Annotated in this window: 12 protein-coding genes; 8 read left to right on the plus strand and 4 right to left on the minus strand. The window is 70.9% G+C overall.

The annotated features are described in order from the left end of the window. Positions 1-51: 51 nt before the first annotated feature. Both SCAB_RS15880 and SCAB_RS15885 read right to left on the minus strand, forming a co-directional pair. Positions 52-429 carry a WhiB family transcriptional regulator gene (locus SCAB_RS15880; RefSeq protein ID WP_041669242.1) on the minus strand — a complete coding sequence of 126 codons (378 nt, stop codon included), beginning with the start codon at positions 427-429 and terminating at the stop codon, positions 52-54. Positions 430-601: 172 nt separating this feature from the next. Continuing rightward, positions 602-1,327, minus strand: a complete 726-nt coding sequence (locus tag SCAB_RS15885; protein WP_013001103.1) for a DUF1707 SHOCT-like domain-containing protein — start codon at positions 1,325-1,327, stop codon at positions 602-604. Between the two features lie 167 nt (positions 1,328-1,494). Between SCAB_RS15885 and SCAB_RS15890 the strand changes: the two genes are divergently transcribed. Next, positions 1,495-3,162 carry a fumarate hydratase gene (locus SCAB_RS15890; protein WP_037727676.1) on the plus strand — a complete coding sequence of 556 codons (1,668 nt, stop codon included), beginning with the start codon at positions 1,495-1,497 and terminating at the stop codon, positions 3,160-3,162. 720 nt (positions 3,163-3,882) lie between these two features. On the opposite strand, the gene SCAB_RS15895 is transcribed toward SCAB_RS15890, so the two are convergent. Beyond that, complete coding sequence (locus SCAB_RS15895) at positions 3,883-4,617, minus strand: hypothetical protein (protein ID WP_041669243.1); 735 nt, start codon at positions 4,615-4,617, stop codon at positions 3,883-3,885. Here SCAB_RS15895 and SCAB_RS47545 point away from each other — a divergent pair. From SCAB_RS47545 to SCAB_RS15910, 4 genes are all read left to right on the plus strand, one after another. Then, on the plus strand, positions 4,601-4,831 hold the full coding sequence (locus SCAB_RS47545) for a hypothetical protein (protein WP_162471716.1): 231 nt from the start codon (positions 4,601-4,603) through the stop codon (positions 4,829-4,831). The genes SCAB_RS15895 and SCAB_RS47545 overlap by 17 nt on opposite strands. Continuing rightward, positions 4,824-6,209 carry a class II fumarate hydratase gene (locus tag SCAB_RS15900; RefSeq protein ID WP_013001106.1) on the plus strand — a complete coding sequence of 462 codons (1,386 nt, stop codon included), beginning with the start codon at positions 4,824-4,826 and terminating at the stop codon, positions 6,207-6,209. The genes SCAB_RS47545 and SCAB_RS15900 overlap by 8 nt, the downstream gene beginning before the upstream one ends. A 114-nt stretch (positions 6,210-6,323) precedes the next feature. Further along, entirely contained in the window at positions 6,324-7,016 is a 693-nt protein-coding gene (gene fomD / locus SCAB_RS15905) for a cytidylyl-2-hydroxypropylphosphonate hydrolase (protein WP_037727326.1), read from the plus strand. Positions 7,017-7,359: 343 nt separating this feature from the next. Beyond that, the gene (locus SCAB_RS15910; RefSeq protein WP_173402881.1) at positions 7,360-9,474 is read left to right on the plus strand and encodes an ATP-binding SpoIIE family protein phosphatase; all 2,115 of its coding nucleotides are present in this window, start codon (positions 7,360-7,362) and stop codon (positions 9,472-9,474) included. A 67-nt stretch (positions 9,475-9,541) separates the two neighbouring features. Here SCAB_RS15910 and SCAB_RS15915 read toward each other — a convergent pair whose 3' ends face one another. After that, positions 9,542-11,923 carry a transglycosylase domain-containing protein gene (locus tag SCAB_RS15915; protein ID WP_013001109.1) on the minus strand — a complete coding sequence of 794 codons (2,382 nt, stop codon included), beginning with the start codon at positions 11,921-11,923 and terminating at the stop codon, positions 9,542-9,544. 334 nt (positions 11,924-12,257) lie between these two features. On the opposite strand from SCAB_RS15915, the gene SCAB_RS15920 reads away from it, so the two are divergent. The 3 genes from SCAB_RS15920 to SCAB_RS15930 are packed head-to-tail and all read left to right on the plus strand — an operon-like array spanning position 12,258 to position 15,822. Further along, entirely contained in the window at positions 12,258-12,785 is a 528-nt protein-coding gene (locus SCAB_RS15920) for a PadR family transcriptional regulator (protein ID WP_037727675.1), read from the plus strand. Then, positions 12,782-13,468, plus strand: coding sequence for an ABC transporter ATP-binding protein (locus SCAB_RS15925; RefSeq protein ID WP_013001111.1), 687 nt, complete (start codon positions 12,782-12,784; stop codon positions 13,466-13,468). Before SCAB_RS15920 ends, SCAB_RS15925 begins: the two co-directional genes overlap by 4 nt. Next, a complete protein-coding gene (locus SCAB_RS15930) occupies positions 13,465-15,822 on the plus strand; it encodes an ABC transporter permease (protein ID WP_041669247.1) in 2,358 nt (785 codons plus the stop codon). The genes SCAB_RS15925 and SCAB_RS15930 overlap by 4 nt, the downstream gene beginning before the upstream one ends. The last annotated feature ends 47 nt before the right edge of the window (positions 15,823-15,869 follow it).

The following is a 15,869-nucleotide window of genomic DNA, read 5'->3' on the forward strand; positions in this document are numbered from 1 at the left end:
GGGCGCCCTCTTGTGCGGAGAGGGCGCCCTTGCTGCACGGAGGTACGGGTGTCAGCCCGCCGCGGCTATCGTCCCGTTCGCGCGCGCGGCCTTCTGCAGTTCCACGTCCCGGCGGCGCCTGCGGGCCAGGACGACCCGGCGTTCGGCCGCGGTCAGGCCGCCCCAGACTCCGTAGGGCTCGGGTTGCAGGAGTGCGTGTTCCCGGCACTCGACCATGACGGGACAGCGGGCGCAGACGCGCTTGGCGGCTTCCTCGCGGGAGAGCCGGGACGCGGTGGGTTCCTTGGAGGGGGCGAAGAACAGCCCGGCCTCGTCACGCCGGCACACGGCCTCCGTGTGCCACGGGGCGTCCTGGTCCCTGTCTCGCACTGGCACCCGCTGGGGCGGAACGGCAGCGACCTGCAGAGACGAATGCGGCGGATGCAGCACGGTCTACTCCTGACGACGGCTTCGCGAGCGAGAGACGATGCAGCAAGGCCTACCCGCTGTGCGCGGGCCTATGCACTGAGTCCCGATCCGCTGGAATTCGCCGTCCACACCGCACCGACACAACCGGACCCGCCCCCTCAAGTGCGGGCCGGGAGGGCCGAATTCACACCCGTCAACGGTCCTGGCGCCTGCGCAAATGATCGTCCACGCGGCGGGTGAGATGGTCCCCGACCCGGCCGAGGAGGTCGGCGATCACCTTGCCCCGCTTCGGCCTCGCCTCGATGTTCCCGAGCACGGCCAGGCCGTCCACATAGACCACCGGGGCGTCGGTCTCGTCCGAGTCCAGCGCGTGCACCTCGAAGTTGCCGAGGATGCCGCCGCCGCTGCCGCGCAGCGAGACGTTCTCCGGGACGCGGACCTCGACGCTGCCGAAGACCGAGACCGCCTTGATCATCACCTGCCGGTGCTCGAACATCGCCTCGCTGAGGTCTATCTCGACGCTGCCGAATATCGCGTACGCGTGGATACGGCGTCCGGCCCGGAAGCGGCCCTTGCGCATCGAAGAGCTGAAGACGGCCACCAGGCGGTCGTCGGGGTCGAGCGGGATGGCGCCGGGCGTCGGGCGGTTGGGCACGGAGGAGACCGGCGGCACGTACGCGCGGGCCGGCCCGCGGGCCGCCTGGCCGGCCGGCAGGTCCCGTACGAAGACGTCCAGCTCGCCCACCGTCCTGGCGGCGAGCACGCCCTCGACCCGCTCGGAGTGCTCATCGGCGGTGAGGCGGCCCTCGGCGAGGGCCTCGCGCAGGAGGTCGGCGATCCGGTCGCGGTCGGCGTCGGAGGCGCGCAGCTCGGCGGACGGCAACGGCGGGTGCTGGGTGGGGCGCTTCTGAAGGTCCACGACAGCAGATTACCCACTCGCGATAGATCGCGACCAGGGGTGTGGACAACTCCGGGCCACCGAACTGAGCCCTACCTCACAAGCCCGCCCTCCCGGCCACGTCCTACGCTGGTGGACGCTGCCAACGGAGGTCAGCGCGCTGTTCTGTCGAGTGAGGAATGGGCGACATGCCTGAGTTCGAGTACACCGATCTGCTCCCCATGGGAGAGGACACCACCCCGTACCGGCTGGTGACCTCCGAGGGTGTCTCCACCTTCGAGGCCGACGGACGCACGTTCCTCAAGGTGGAGCCGGAGGCGCTGCGCAAGCTGGCCGCCGAGGCCATCCACGACATCCAGCACTATCTGCGGCCGGCGCACCTCGCGCAGCTCCGCCGGATCATCGACGACCCCGAGGCGTCCGGCAACGACAAGTTCGTCGCCCTGGACCTGCTGAAGAACGCGAACATCGCGGCCGCCGGTGTGCTGCCCATGTGCCAGGACACGGGCACGGCGATCGTGATGGGCAAGCGCGGGCAGAACGTGCTCACCGAGGGCGGGGACGAGCGGGCGCTGTCCCAGGGCATCTACGACGCCTACCTGAACCTGAACCTGCGCTACTCACAGATGGCTCCGCTCACCATGTGGGAGGAGAAGAACACCGGGTCGAACCTGCCGGCGCAGATCGAGCTGTACGCCACCGACGGCGGCGCGTACAAGTTCCTGTTCATGGCCAAGGGCGGCGGGTCCGCCAACAAGTCGTTCCTGTACCAGGAGACGAAGGCCGTCCTGAACGAGTCCTCCATGATGAAGTTCCTGGAGGAGAAGATCCGTTCGCTGGGCACGGCCGCGTGCCCGCCGTACCACCTGGCGATCGTCGTCGGCGGTACGAGCGCCGAGTACGCCCTGAAGACGGCGAAGTACGCCTCCGCGCACTACCTGGACGAGATCCCCGCCGAGGGGTCGCCGCTCGGGCACGGCTTCCGGGACAAGGAGCTGGAGGAGAAGGTCTTCGAGCTGACGCAGAAGATCGGGATCGGCGCGCAGTTCGGCGGCAAGTACTTCTGCCACGACGTCCGCGTGGTCCGCCTCCCCCGCCACGGCGCGTCCTGCCCGGTCGCGATCGCCGTGTCCTGCTCCGCCGACCGTCAGGCCGTCGCGAAGATCACCGCCGAGGGTGTCTTCCTGGAGCAGCTGGAGACGGACCCGGCACGGTTCCTGCCGGACACCACGGACGAGCACCTCGACGAGGCCGGCGACGTCGTGCGGATCGACCTCAACCAGCCGATGGACGACATCCTCGCGGAGCTGACCAAGTACCCGGTCAAGACCCGGCTGTCGCTCTCCGGTCCGCTGGTCGTGGCCCGTGACATCGCGCACGCCAAGATCAAGGAGCGGCTGGACGCGGGCGAGGAGATGCCGCAGTACCTGAAGGACCACCCGGTGTACTACGCCGGCCCGGCGAAGACCCCCGAGGGGTACGCCTCCGGTTCCTTCGGTCCGACGACGGCCGGCCGCATGGACTCGTACGTGGAGCAGTTCCAGGCGGCGGGCGGCTCCCGGGTGATGCTGGCGAAGGGCAACCGCTCGCAGCAGGTCACGGACGCGTGCGGCGCGCACGGCGGCTTCTACCTGGGCTCCATCGGCGGCCCGGCGGCCCGTCTCGCCCAGGACTGCATCAAGAAGGTCGAGGTCGTCGAGTACGAGGAGCTCGGCATGGAGGCCGTCTGGAAGATCGAGGTCGAGGACTTCCCGGCGTTCATCGTCGTGGACGACAAGGGCAACGACTTCTTCAAGGACCCGGCCCCGGCGCCGACGTTCACGACCATCCCGGTACGAGGGCCCGGCCTGGCGTAGCGAAGGGCCGACGACGAGCCGGGACGGCCGGAAGCGGATGTCACGCCCCCGGCCGCCCCTGTCCGTCACCGCGCCCGGAGCTGTCGCCCCTCCGGCCCCGGGCGAGCCCGGGAGCATAGGGGCGGCTGACGGCAACCACCCGACGGACGGAGTCCGGCGCGGCTGCCCGAAGCCTGCGAGGCCCCCCGGGGCCGAGCAGTGCGAGGGCGGCCATCCGGGATGGCGCCAAGGGCAACGACTTCTTCAAGGACCCGGCCCCGGCGCCGACGTTCACGACCATCCCGGTACGAGGGCCCGGCCTGGCGTAGCGGAGGGCCGACGACGAGCCGGGACGGCCGGAAGCGGATCCACACCCCCGGCCACCCCTGCCCGTCGCCACGCCCGGGGCTGCCGCCCCTCCGGCCCCGGGCGAGCCCGGGAGCATAGGGGCGGCTGACGGCAACCACCCGACGGACGGAGTCCGGCGCGGCTGCCCGAAGCCTGCGAGGCCCCCCGGGGCCGAGCAGTGCGAGGGCGGCCATCCGGGATGGCGCCAAGGGCAACGACTTCTTCAAGGACCCGGCCCCGGCGCCGACGTTCACGACCATCCCGGTACGAGGGCCCGGCCTGGCGTAGCGAAGGGCCGACGACGAGCCGGGACGGCCGGAAGCGGATGTCACGCCCCCGGCCGCCCCTGTCCGTCACCGCGCCCGGAGCTGTCGCCCCTCCGGCCCGGCGGGCCTACGCCAGCTTCTTCACCTGCGCCTCCACGACCTCCGCCGGGAAGTCGAAGTCCTTGCCCGTGGCGGCCGAGGCCAGGTTGAGGGCGGTGACGTAGCCGACGGTGGCGCCCTGGCGGAAGACGACGACCTTCATCGGGACCTTCGTGCCCTCCGCCTCGCTGAGGAACGTGAGGGCGATCGCCTCGTCCGCGCCCTCGGGCGCGGGGTCCGTGGTGACCTTGGTGACCTGCTGGGAGGTGCCGTCGGCGGTGACCTCGAAGCCGCCCGCGCAGTCCTCGGCCGAGGCGGTGAGGGACTTCATCACGGCCTGGGCGGCCTCGCCGTCGTAGGCGGACAGACGGAGCAGGGTGCGGGTGGCGTCGAGGCCCGAGGCGTCACCGCTCTTGGCGGCCTCCACGGAGTCGATCTTCTTCTGGGTCTCGCGCTGCACGGTCGCGGCCGGTTCGTCGACCACGGAGCCGAGCATGGCGTACGCGACGGGCGCGCACGCGTCGCTGCCGGGCTCGATCGTCTTCCGGTCCACCGTGCCGTTGGGCTCGCTGACCTTGTGCCCCTTGACGTCCCCGTCCTTCAGGACCACCTTCTCCAGGTCCGCGGCGGACAGGGCCGGCTTCTTGCCGCCCGATCCGCCCTTCTCCCCGCTCTCACCCGAGTCCGAGCACGCGGTGAACAGGGTCAGGGACAGGACGGCGGCACCGGCCGCGCAGGACCGGCGTATGACAGCGCTTCTCAATGCCTGTTCTTTCTGCGACATTTCATCCGACATATCTGACGTTGCGTCCGATGCCGCGTCCGATGCTGCATTCGACACCGCGTTCGACGATCGGCTCGTCGGGCTGACGCTACTGCACGCCACCGGCGTCGGCGTGCGGAATGTCACCCTCACCCTTACGGGGTACGGCCGGGAACACCGCGACCGGTCCGGACGCTGTACCCGGCATGAGTGACTACCGCGTCGAACACGACTCCATGGGCGAGGTCCGCGTACCGGCCGAGGCCAGGTGGCGGGCCCAGACACAGCGGGCGGTCGAGAACTTCCCCATCTCGGGGCAGCGCATCGAGCGTGCCCACATCGAGGCCCTGGCCCGGATCAAGGGCGCCGCCGCGACGGTCAACGCCCAGCTGGGAGTGCTCGACAAGGACATCGCCGAGGCCGTCCGGGAGGCGGCCGAGGAGGTGGCCGAGGGGCGCTGGGACGACCACTTCCCGGTGGACGTGTTCCAGACAGGTTCCGGGACCTCGTCGAACATGAACACCAACGAGGTCATCGCCACGCTGGCGAGCGAGCGGCTGGGCCGGGACGTGCACCCGAACGACCACGTCAACGCCTCGCAGTCGTCCAACGACGTCTTCCCCTCCTCGATCCACATCGCCGCCACCGCCGCCGTCACCGGTGACCTGATCCCGGCCCTGGAGCATCTGGCGGCCGCCCTTGAGCGGAAGTCCGCGGAATTCTCCGACGTGGTGAAGTCCGGTCGTACGCACCTCATGGACGCGACACCGGTGACGCTCGGCCAGGAGTTCGGCGGATACGCGGCCCAGGTGCGGTACGGCGTGGAGCGGCTGCGGGCCTCGCTGCCCCGACTCGCCGAACTCCCGCTGGGCGGTACGGCCGTGGGGACCGGCATCAACACACCGCCCGGGTTCTCCGCCGCCGTCATCGCGGAGGTCGCCCGGGTCACCGGGCTGCCGCTCACCGAGGCGCGGGACCACTTCGAGGCGCAGGGGGCGCGGGACGGCCTCGTGGAGACGTCCGGACAGCTCCGTACGGTCGCGGTGTCCCTCACCAAGATCGCCAACGACCTGCGGTGGATGGCCTCGGGGCCGAGGACCGGTCTCGCGGAGATCTCCCTGCCCGACCTCCAGCCCGGTTCCTCGATCATGCCCGGCAAGGTCAACCCGGTGATCCCGGAGGCCGTGCTCATGGTCGCCGCGCAGGTCACGGGCAACGACCTCACGGTCACCACGGCGGGCGCGTCCGGCAACTTCGAGCTGAACGTCATGCTGCCGGTGATCGCCAAGAACGTGCTGGAGTCCGTCCGGCTGCTGGCGAACGTCTCGCGGCTGCTGGCCGACCGGACCGTGGACGGGATCGTCGCGCACCGGGAGCGGGCGCGCGAGTACGCCGAGTCGTCCCCGTCCGTGGTGACCCCGCTCAACAGGTACATCGGGTACGAGGAGGCCGCGAAGGTCGCCAAGAGGGCGCTCGCGGAACGCAAGACCATCCGGGAGACCGTCCTGGAGGGCGGGTACGTGGAACGCGGCGACCTGACCCGGGAGCAGCTCGACGCGGCGCTGGATGTCCTGCGGATGACACGGCCGTGACCGTACGGCGAGTTCCGGCCGTCCCGGGTGTCCCCCGGGTTACCGATTCCCGCCAAGGCGTGAACCGTGGGCGGTACCGCAGCGTCATATGCGCATGACACCTAATATCTGCGCATGGGAGACGACGGAGTGGTGAGACGAGCGGAAGCGGGCGGGTCGGCGGCGTTCTGGGAGCCGGGGAGTCAGATCCTGTGGCGCTACCGGGAGAACGGCGGGGACCGCTTCCATATCGCGCGCCCCGTGACGGTCGTACGCGACGACGCCGAGCTGCTGGCCGTGTGGCTGGCGCCGGGCACCGAGTGCGTACGGCCCGTGCTGGCGGACGGCACCTCGCCGAACTCCGAACCCCTCGCGTCCCGTTACACCAAGCCGCGCAGCGTGCGGCTCGGCCGCTGGTCCGGCACCGGGGTGCTGAAGCTGGCACGGCCGGGCGAGCCGTGGTCGGTGTGGCTTTTCTGGGAGCAGGGTTGGCGTTTCAAGAACTGGTACGTCAACCTGGAGACGCCGCAGGCCCGTTGGGACGGCGGTGTGGACTCCGAGGACCACTTCCTGGACATCTGCGTCTTCCCGGACCGGACCTGGACCTGGCTCGACGAGGACGAGTTCGCGCAGGCCCAGCAGGACGGGCTGATGGACGCGTCGGCGGCCGAGCGGGTGCGGGAGGCGGGCCGTTCGGCGGTGGACGTGATCCGCGCGTGGGGCCCTCCGTTCGCGGACGGCTGGCAGCACTGGCGCCCGAATCCGGCATGGGGAGTACCGTCTCTCCCGGACGACTGGGACCGTACACCCGCGCACTTGTCCTCATGAGACCCTTGATACGCCCCGGGTCCGCAACCGTAGGATCGTCCTCCGCAAGAGTTCACAGGGGCAACTCCCGCAGTTCGGGCAGGGCTTGACCGTACGTCACCGAGGGGCGGCAAGACGTGATCAAGGGGTACGAGGGTTACACCGGGACGAGCCGGAGACGGCTCGGCGGACGGGCTGTACTGTCGTTCGTCGTGCCCGCCGGTACCGTGTGTGGCACAGGAACTGCCTCTGACCACGCGGGAATTCCGTTCCCAGGACACGTAATCCGGGTATCGGCCTTTCTGCGGGACGAAGTATCGGGTTTGCGGGACGCACTGCGCACACGACGCGCAGTCCCGGACGGATGGATTCGACACGCGTGACGGAGCACCCCACCTCCCACGAGCGCCCTCAGGGCGGCGCCGGCCCCACGGACCCCCGCGGGGCGCTTCTGCGTACCCAGGAGCCGATGCGTACCGCGCCCGCCGCGGCTCTACCCGCTCAGGCACGCATGGGTGACGCGCCGGCCGAGCCGGGCACCGCGGCCCCCTGCGCCAAGAGCGGGCAGGCCCCCTCGGAGCACGCCCAGCCGGCGCTCTCCGAGCACTCCCAGCCCGCGGCCACCGAGCCCGACCCGCACCGCCCGAGGCCCGCGCCGGAGACCATCCCGGCGCAGCCCGGCGGCGAGCCGGAACGGTCCGGCGGAGCCGTCGGCGGCCTGGAGCGGCGCAGCGGGCAGGGTGTGGCGCCGGGCGCCCCCATGCCCATGCGGCGGGACGGCGACCGGCTGCGGTTCGTCGGCGCCGCGACCCGCAGGATCGCCCGGGGCATAGACCTGGACGAGATCGTGATGGGTCTGTGCCGGGCCACCGTGCCGACGTTCTCGGACGCGATCCTCGTGTATCTGCGCGAGCCGCTGCCGGTCGGTGACGAGCGGCCCACCGGGCCCATGGTGCTGCGGCTGCGCCGCACCGACCGGATCCCCGAGGAGCGGGACACCGAGGGCGGCTTCATGCCCTCGTCGCTCCAGCCGGAGCAGCCCGTCGATCTGGCCGTGGTCACCGCCGAGCAGTGCGAGGTACGCCCCGGCGGGGCGCTGGCCGAGGTGCTGCGGGGGGTGCGCCCGGTCTTCGCGGACGCCCCGGCCGCGCACGACGCGCTGCCCGAACTGCTGGGCCCGGACGCCGAGCTGACGGTGCCGACCGGCCAGCGGGCGATCCTCGCCCCGCTGCGCGGCCGGCGCCGGGTGATCGGCGCGGCCGTCTTCCTGCGCCGCCCCGAGCGGATGGCGTTCGAGCAGGACGACCTGCTGGTCGCCGCCCAGCTCGCCACGCACAGCGCGCTCGGCATCGACAAGGCCGTGCTGTACGGCCGCGAGGCGTACATCGCCGACGAGCTGCAGCGCACGATGCTGCCGGAGGCGCTGCCGAAGTGCACCGGCGTTCGGCTCGCGCACCGGTATCTGCCGGCCGCCGAGACCGCACGGGTCGGCGGCGACTGGTACGACGCGATTCCCCTGCCGGGGAGCCGGGTCGCGCTGGTCGTGGGCGATGTGATGGGTCATTCGATGACCTCGGCCGCGATCATGGGACAGCTGCGGACCACCGCGCAGACGCTGGCGGGTCTCGATCTGCCGCCGCAGGAGGTGCTGCACCACCTCGACGAGCAGGCGCAGCGGCTCGGCACGGACCGCATGGCGACCTGTCTGTACGCGGTGTACGACCCGGTCTCGCACCGGATCACCATCGCCAACGCGGGGCATCCGCCGCCGGTGCTGCTGCATCTGGGCGGGCGTGCCGAGGTGTTGCGGGTGCCGCCGGGCGCGCCGATCGGTGTGGGCGGGGTGGACTTCGAGGCGGTGGAGCTGGACGCGCCGGCCGGGGGCACGCTGCTGCTGTACACCGACGGGCTCGTGGAGTCCCGGCTGCGGGACGTCTGGACCGGCATAGAGCAGTTGCGGGAGAAGCTGGCCGCGACCGCGCAGCTGACCGGGCCGGACCATCCGCCACCGCTGGAGGCGCTCTGCGACGAGGTGCTCGACATGCTCGGCCCGGGCGACCGGGACGACGACATCGCGCTGCTCGCCGCGCGGTTCGATGGGATCGCTCCCAGCGATGTCGCGTACTGGTTCCTGGAGCCGGAGGAGATGGCTCCGGGACGGGCGCGCCGGCTGGCCCGGCACGCGTTGTCCCGCTGGGGGCTTGAGGAGCTGACCGACTCGGTCGAGCTGCTGATCAGCGAGGTCGTGACAAACGCGGTGCGCTACGCGACGCGGCCCGTCACCCTGCGGCTGCTGCGGACCGACGTGCTGCGGTGCGAGGTGACCGACGACGTGCCGCAGCTGCCCCGGCTCCGGCAGGCCAGGGCGACCGACGAGGGGGGCCGCGGGCTCTACCTGGTCAACCGGCTGGCGAAGCGCTGGGGGGCCACCCGGCTGAGCGCGGGGAAGGTCGTCTGGTTCGAGCTCAACCCGGCCTGACGCGTACGACGAAGGGGGCGCCCGGTGTGATCACCGGGCGCCCCCTTCGTCGTGTGCGGGTCCCGCGCTAGTCGTCCACCTTCGGATCCTTGGGGTCCTTGGGATCCGGCGGGAACTCGATGCCGCCGTTGTCCGACGGGGTCTCCTCCGGGGTCGTCTCCGGGGTCGTCTCCGGGGTGGTCTCCGGGGTCGTCTCCGAGGCCGAGGGCGACTCGGACTTCGGGGGCTCGCTGGAGGGCGACTCGGACGGGGTCTCGCTCGGCGTCTCGCTCGGGGTCTGCGAGGGGGTCGCCGACTCGGTGGGCGCGACCGCGGCACCCTGCTTCGTGTTGAGGTCGAACTTGGTGGGCTTGCCCATCACACCGAAGGTGTAGCTGGCCCAGATCTGGGCGGGGAAGCCACCGCCGTTGACCCGGGGGACGCCGACGGCGTTGTACATCGAGACGTGCTTGCCGTTCTTGCTCATGTCCTCGCCGAAGAGGCCGACGGAGGTCACGAGGTTCGGGGTGTAGCCGGTGAACCAGGCGGAGCGGTTCTCGTCGGAGGTACCCGTCTTGCCGGCGACCTGCTGGCCGTTGCGGGACGGGTTGTCGCGGACGGAGGTCTTGGCCGTACCGTCGTCGACCACGCCGGTGAGGACCGAGGTGACCGTGTCGGCGGCCTCCTCGGTGATGACCTGCTCGCCGATCGGGTCGGGGAAGGTGACCTCGCCGTCCCGGTGCGTGGCCGAGGCGAGGAGGGTCGGGGTGACCTTCTTGCCGTGGTTGTCGAGCGTGGCGTAGATACCGGCCATCTCCAGCGGGCTGGCGCCCATGGAGCCCAGGGTCTGGGCGGGCACGGCCTGCATGCCCTCGGTGTCCATGCCGAGCTTCCCGGCGACCTCCATGACCTTCTCCATGCCCACGTCCACGCCCATCTGCGCGAAGACGGAGTTGATGGACTTGTTCATGGCGGTCTGCACGGTCACGTCGCCGTAGTCGACGTTGTCCTCGTTCGGCGGGTTGAAGCCGACCGCGGTGCCGCTGTCCATGACCTTGTGCCGGCTGTCACCGTCGTAGACCGTGCTGGCGGTGATCGGGTCGCCGTCCTGCGTCTCGGCGTCCCCGTCGACGGCGGCGGCGAGGATGACCGGCTTGAAGGTGGAGGCGGGCTGGTAGTCCCGGCGGGTGGCGTTGTTCGTGAAGTGCTTGACGTAGTCGACGCCGCCGTACATGGCGACGATCTTTCCGCTCTTCGGGTCGACGGAGACGGCACCGGCCTGGATGTACTTGTCGACCTTGCGCTTCTTGGTGTCGAGCTTGCTGGTGAGGCGCTGCTTGACGGCCTTCTCCAGCGCGGCCTGCTTCTTCGGGTTGATGTTCAGCTTGAGGGTCCAGCCGCCCAGGTCGATCTTCGTCTTGGCTTCCTCGATGTCGGACGCCCTGTTCTCGGCCACGAGCTGCCTGGCCAGCTGGTTGTTGGCGGCCTCGACCAGGTAGCCGTTCTGGCCGGACATGCCGGGGGCGGTCGGGGGCGGCTTCAGCTTGGGCATCTTCATGCCCGCGCGCTCCGAGGCGGTCAGCTTCTTCATCTTGACCATGTTGTCCAGGACGTAGTTCCAGCGGTTCGTGACCAGCTTCCGGCCCGTGGGGGTGGCGGTGGCCAGGTCGTACTGGCTGGGGGCCTGGAGCAGCGCGGCGAGGTAGGCGCCTTGCTCGACGCTGAGGTCCTTGGCGTCCTCGCGGAAGTACGCCTGCGCGGCGGCCTGGATGCCCCAGGCGCTGCGACCGTAGAAGCTGGTGTTGATGTAGCCGGCGAGGATGTAGTCCTTGGTCTCGTTGCGCTCCAGCTTCAGGGAGATGACCAGTTCGTTGAGCTTGCGGGTCACCGTCTGGTCGGACGTCAGGTAGTAGTTCTTGACGTACTGCTGGGTGATGGTCGAGCCGCCCTGCTTGCCCTTGCCGGACAGGGTGTTGATCAGACCGCGGGCCATGCCCTTGAAGTCGACGCCGGGGTCCGAGTAGAAGGACATGTTCTCGGCGGCGACGAAGGTCATCTGGACGTCCTTGGGGACGTCCTTGAGCTCGACGATCTCGCGGTTGGTGTTGCCGGTGCGGGCGAAGACCTTGCCGTTGGAGAACTCGTAGACGTTGCTCTCCTGGGTGGCCTGCGGGTTTCCGTCCTCGGGAACGCCGATCGACAGATAGAGCGCCACGAAGGCGGCCATGCCGAGCAGGCAGACGCCGAAGAACGTGCCGAGGACCTTCTTCCAGGTGAACATGCGGCGCAGGAAGGACTTCTGCTTCTTCTTGCCACCGCCCTTGGCCGCCGCCCTGGCGGCGGCCCTGCCGCCGCCCTCGGGCGCGCCTATGACGGTCGTCGTGCCGGCCGCTTCGCCCCCGGACGAGCGCTGGGGCGCCGCGCGGCGACCGCCGCGCTGCCGCGCTCGTCTTTCTTCCGCTCGTCCCATGGCTCCGGTCCGCTCCGACTTCTGCTCGGTCTCATACGTCACTCGGGTGTTGTCAGCTCAGCAAGCTAACACCGAGGACTGTGGCAAGAGGGAGTCGGTCCGCTCTGTGACGGCGTGACAATGCGCACGCGGGCACGCGTGTCGCAGACGTCATCCCACCGGAACGGACGTGTCAACGGGCCGGATGGTTGCCCCACCAGGCTCACGGGTTTGAGGACGCCCTCGGTGACAGAACCGTGACAATCGGCTCTGACCTGCGCCCCCTCGGCGCTCTGCGTCATCTATACACGGCAGGTATACGTGTGGTGTATACCCACTGTGTACAGTCGTGCTCATGTCCATCGGTCACACTCTCCTGGGACTCCTGGAGTCCGGGCCCCGACACGGTTACGACCTGAAGCGGGCCTTCGACGAGAAGTTCGGTCACGACCGGCCGCTGCACTACGGCCAGGTCTACTCGACGATGTCGCGCCTGCTGAAGAACGGCCTCGTCGAGGTCGACGGCATCGAGCCCGGCGACGGCCCCGAACGCAAGCGGTACGCCATCACCCAGGCCGGCATCACGGATGTCCAGCGGTGGCTCGCGACCCCCGAGAAGCCCGAGCCGTATCTGCAGTCGACCCTCTACACGAAGGTCGTCCTCGCTCTGCTCACCGACCGCGACGCGGCCGACATCCTCGACACCCAGCGTTCCGAGCACCTGCGCATGATGCGCATCCTCACCGACCGCAAGCGCAAGGGCGACCTGGCCGATCAGCTGATCTGCGACCACGCCCTGTTCCATCTGGAGGCCGACCTGCGATGGCTGGAGCTGACCGCCGCCCGACTGGGCAGACTGGCCGAGGCGGTGGTCCGCCGATGACCCCCGCCGGCTCCCTGCTCGTCGCGACCGGCGTGCGCAAGGCGTACGGGCCGACCAACGCCCTGGACGGCGCCGCGTTCTCCATCCACCCCGGCGAGGTCGTCGCGGTGATGGGCCCCTCCGGTTCCGGCAAGTCGACGCTGCTGCACTGCCTCGCCGGGATCGTGCCGCCCGACTCGGGCTCGATCACGTACAACGGCCGCGAGATGGCCACCATGAACGACAGCGAGCGCAGCGCGCTGCGGCGCAGCGAGTTCGGGTTCGTCTTCCAGTTCGGCCAGCTCGTGCCGGAGCTGACGTGCGTGGAGAACGTGGCGCTGCCGCTGCGGCTGAACGGCGGCTCCCGCAAGCAGTCCGAGCGGACCGCCCTCGGCTGGATGGAGCGCCTGGAGGTCGACGACCTCGCCCGCAAGCGTCCCGGCGAGGTCTCCGGGGGCCAGGGCCAGCGGGTCGCCGTGGCGCGGGCCCTGGTCACGGGCCCCCGGGTGCTGTTCGCGGACGAGCCCACCGGCGCGCTCGACTCGCTCAACGGCGAGCGCGTGATGGAACTGCTCACCGAGGCCGCCCGGTCCACCAACGCCGCCGTCGTCCTCGTCACCCACGAGGCGCGGGTCGCCGCGTACTCGGACCGGGAGATCGTCGTACGGGACGGGAAGTCCCGGGACATGGAGCGCGTCGTATGAGCATCGCCGTGCGCCAGTGGTACCGGGACCTGGCGATGGGGGTCCGGTTCACCTTCACCGGGGGCCGTGAGGGCTGGATCCGGGCCCTGCTCACCGCGGTGGGTGTCGGCCTCGGGGTGGCGCTGCTGCTGCTCACCACGGCGATACCGAACGTCCTGGACAGCCGGGGAGCCCACGAGGACGCCCGGCAGGACCGGGGCATCGGCTACCTGGAGAACAACACCCGCTCCGAGCCGACCGACCGGAGCCTGATCGTCGCCGACACCGACACCGAGTTCCAGCACCAGGAGATCAGGGGACGGCTCCTCGAACAGGAGGGCGCGGACGCGCCGCCGCCGCCGGGGCTCACGTCGTTCCCCGCGCCGGGCGAGATGGTCGTCTCCCCCGCCCTCGCGGACCTGCTGAACTCGGACGCCGGGGAACTCCTGCGCGACCGGCTGCCCTACCAGACGGCGGGCACCATCGGCGAGACCGGGCTGATCGGCCCGAGTGAACTCGCCTACTACGCCGGAGCCGAAGGACTCGCGAAACGGCTCGACGGCTCCGTGGTGGCACGCATCGACCGCTTCGGCACGACCGACCAGCCGCAGGAGGAGATGGACCCGATCCTGCTGCTGCTCACCCTGGTCGCCTTCGTGGTGCTGCTGATGCCGGTCGCCGTCTTCATCGCCACGGCCGTACGGTTCGGCGGCGAGCGGCGCGACCGCAGGCTCGCGGCACTGCGGCTGGTCGGCTCGGACGGGCGGATGACCCGCAGGATCGCGGCCGGCGAGGCGCTCGCGGGCGCCATGCTGGGGCTGGTCCTCGGCACCTGCTTCTTCCTGCTCGGCCGGGAGGCCGTCGGCTCCGTCGAGGTGTTCGACGTCAGTGTCTTCCCGAGCTACCTGAACCCCTCGCCCGGGCTCGCCCTGCTGGTGGCGCTCGCGGTGCCCGCCGCCGCCGTCCTCGTCACCCTGTTCGCGCTGCGCGGCGTCGTCATCGAACCGCTCGGCGTGGTCCGCACGGCCAGGCCCGCGCGCCGCAGGCTCTGGTGGCGGCTGCTGCCGCCGCTCGGCGGTCTCGCCCTGCTCTACCCGATGATCGGCCAGGGCGCGCAGGGCGGGGAGTTCAACGAGTACATGGTGACGGGCGGGATCGTGCTGCTGCTGTTCGGCGTCACCGCGCTGCTGCCGTGGGTGGTCGAGGCGTTCGTCGCCCGGCTCGGCTCCGGCGGCCTGTCCTGGCAGCTGGCGGTCCGCAGGCTCCAGCTGAGCAGCGGCGCGGCGGCCCGCATGGTCAACGGCATCGCCGTGGCGGTGGCCGGCGCGATCGCCCTGCAGATGCTGTTCGCCGGCGCCGAGGGCAGGTACACCGAGTCGACCGGCCTGGACGTCACCCGTACCCAGATGGAGCTGACGCTGCCGGACGACCTGCCGGTGGGCGTCGCCGCCAAGGAGCTGAAGCGGGCCAAGGGGGCCCGGGCCATCGCCGTGCTCTCCACCGCGGAGGTCTCCCCCACCGCCAAGGACCCCCAGGCATGGGTGGGGGTGACCGTCGGCGACTGCGCCGCGCTGCGCGAACTGGCCACCCTCCCCTCGTGCCGGGACGGTGACGTCTTCCTGCTGAAGACCCCCGAGCGCATCCGGCAGGCTGATCCGGCCGAGCTGGGCGCCCCCGGGAACACGCTGTACTTCGACCCGTCCTTCAGCGGGGACGAGCAGGGGGCCGAGACCGCCTGGAAGCTGCCGGGCGAGGTGAAGCAGGTGTCGCAGCGGACCGACCCGTTGCGGATGGGCGGGGAAGGGCTGTTGGCCACCCCGGGCGCCCTGCCCGCGAAGACCGGGGACGAACTCTCCAGCACCGTCTACGTCCGCACCGATCCCGCGGTCCCGAACGCGCTCGACGAGGTGCGCAACGCCGCCGTCGCCGTCGATCCGCTGATCCGGACCTGGGAGTGGGAGTCGACCCGCCGGCTGGACCAGTTCACGGACATCCGCACCGGACTGCTGGTCGGCGCGTCCGCCGTGCTCGTCCTGATCGGCGCGAGCCTCCTGGTCTCCCAGCTGGAGCAGCTGCGCGAACGCCGGAAGCTGCTGTCGGCCCTGGTCGCCTTCGGCACCCGGCGCCGCACGCTCGGTCTGTCCGTACTGTGGCAGACGGCGATCCCGATCACGCTGGGCCTCGTCCTGGCCTCGTCGGTCGGGCTGGCCCTGGGAGCGGTACTGCTGAAGATGACGGGCTTCGGGGTCGCCGTCGACTGGCCGGGCGTGCTGTCGATGGCGGGCATCGGCGCGGGCGTCGTCCTGCTGGTCACGGCGCTGAGCATGCCGCCGCTGCTGCGGCTCATGCGGCCGGAGGGCCTGCGTACGGAGTAGGCCGGTGCCGCGCCCGACCGGCGGCCCCGCCACACTGGACCCCCGCC

The organism is Streptomyces scabiei 87.22, assembly GCF_000091305.1.
Lineage (GTDB): Bacteria > Actinomycetota > Actinomycetes > Streptomycetales > Streptomycetaceae > Streptomyces > Streptomyces scabiei.

Excerpts from the sequence above, each read along its gene's own strand:
- SCAB_RS15890 (WP_037727676.1), top strand. The coding sequence starts at position 1,495 with ATGCCTGAGTTCGAGTACACCGATCTGCTCCCCATGGGAGAGGACACC.
- SCAB_RS47545 (WP_162471716.1), top strand. The coding sequence starts at position 4,601 with ATGACAGCGCTTCTCAATGCCTGTTCTTTCTGCGACATTTCATCCGAC.
- SCAB_RS15900 (WP_013001106.1), top strand. The coding sequence starts at position 4,824 with ATGAGTGACTACCGCGTCGAACACGACTCCATGGGCGAGGTCCGCGTA.
- fomD (WP_037727326.1), top strand. The coding sequence starts at position 6,324 with ATGGGAGACGACGGAGTGGTGAGACGAGCGGAAGCGGGCGGGTCGGCG.
- SCAB_RS15910 (WP_173402881.1), top strand. The coding sequence starts at position 7,360 with ATGGATTCGACACGCGTGACGGAGCACCCCACCTCCCACGAGCGCCCT.
- SCAB_RS15915 (WP_013001109.1), bottom strand. The coding sequence starts at position 11,923 with ATGGGACGAGCGGAAGAAAGACGAGCGCGGCAGCGCGGCGGTCGCCGC.
- SCAB_RS15920 (WP_037727675.1), top strand. The coding sequence starts at position 12,258 with ATGTCCATCGGTCACACTCTCCTGGGACTCCTGGAGTCCGGGCCCCGA.
- SCAB_RS15925 (WP_013001111.1), top strand. The coding sequence starts at position 12,782 with ATGACCCCCGCCGGCTCCCTGCTCGTCGCGACCGGCGTGCGCAAGGCG.
- SCAB_RS15930 (WP_041669247.1), top strand. The coding sequence starts at position 13,465 with ATGAGCATCGCCGTGCGCCAGTGGTACCGGGACCTGGCGATGGGGGTC.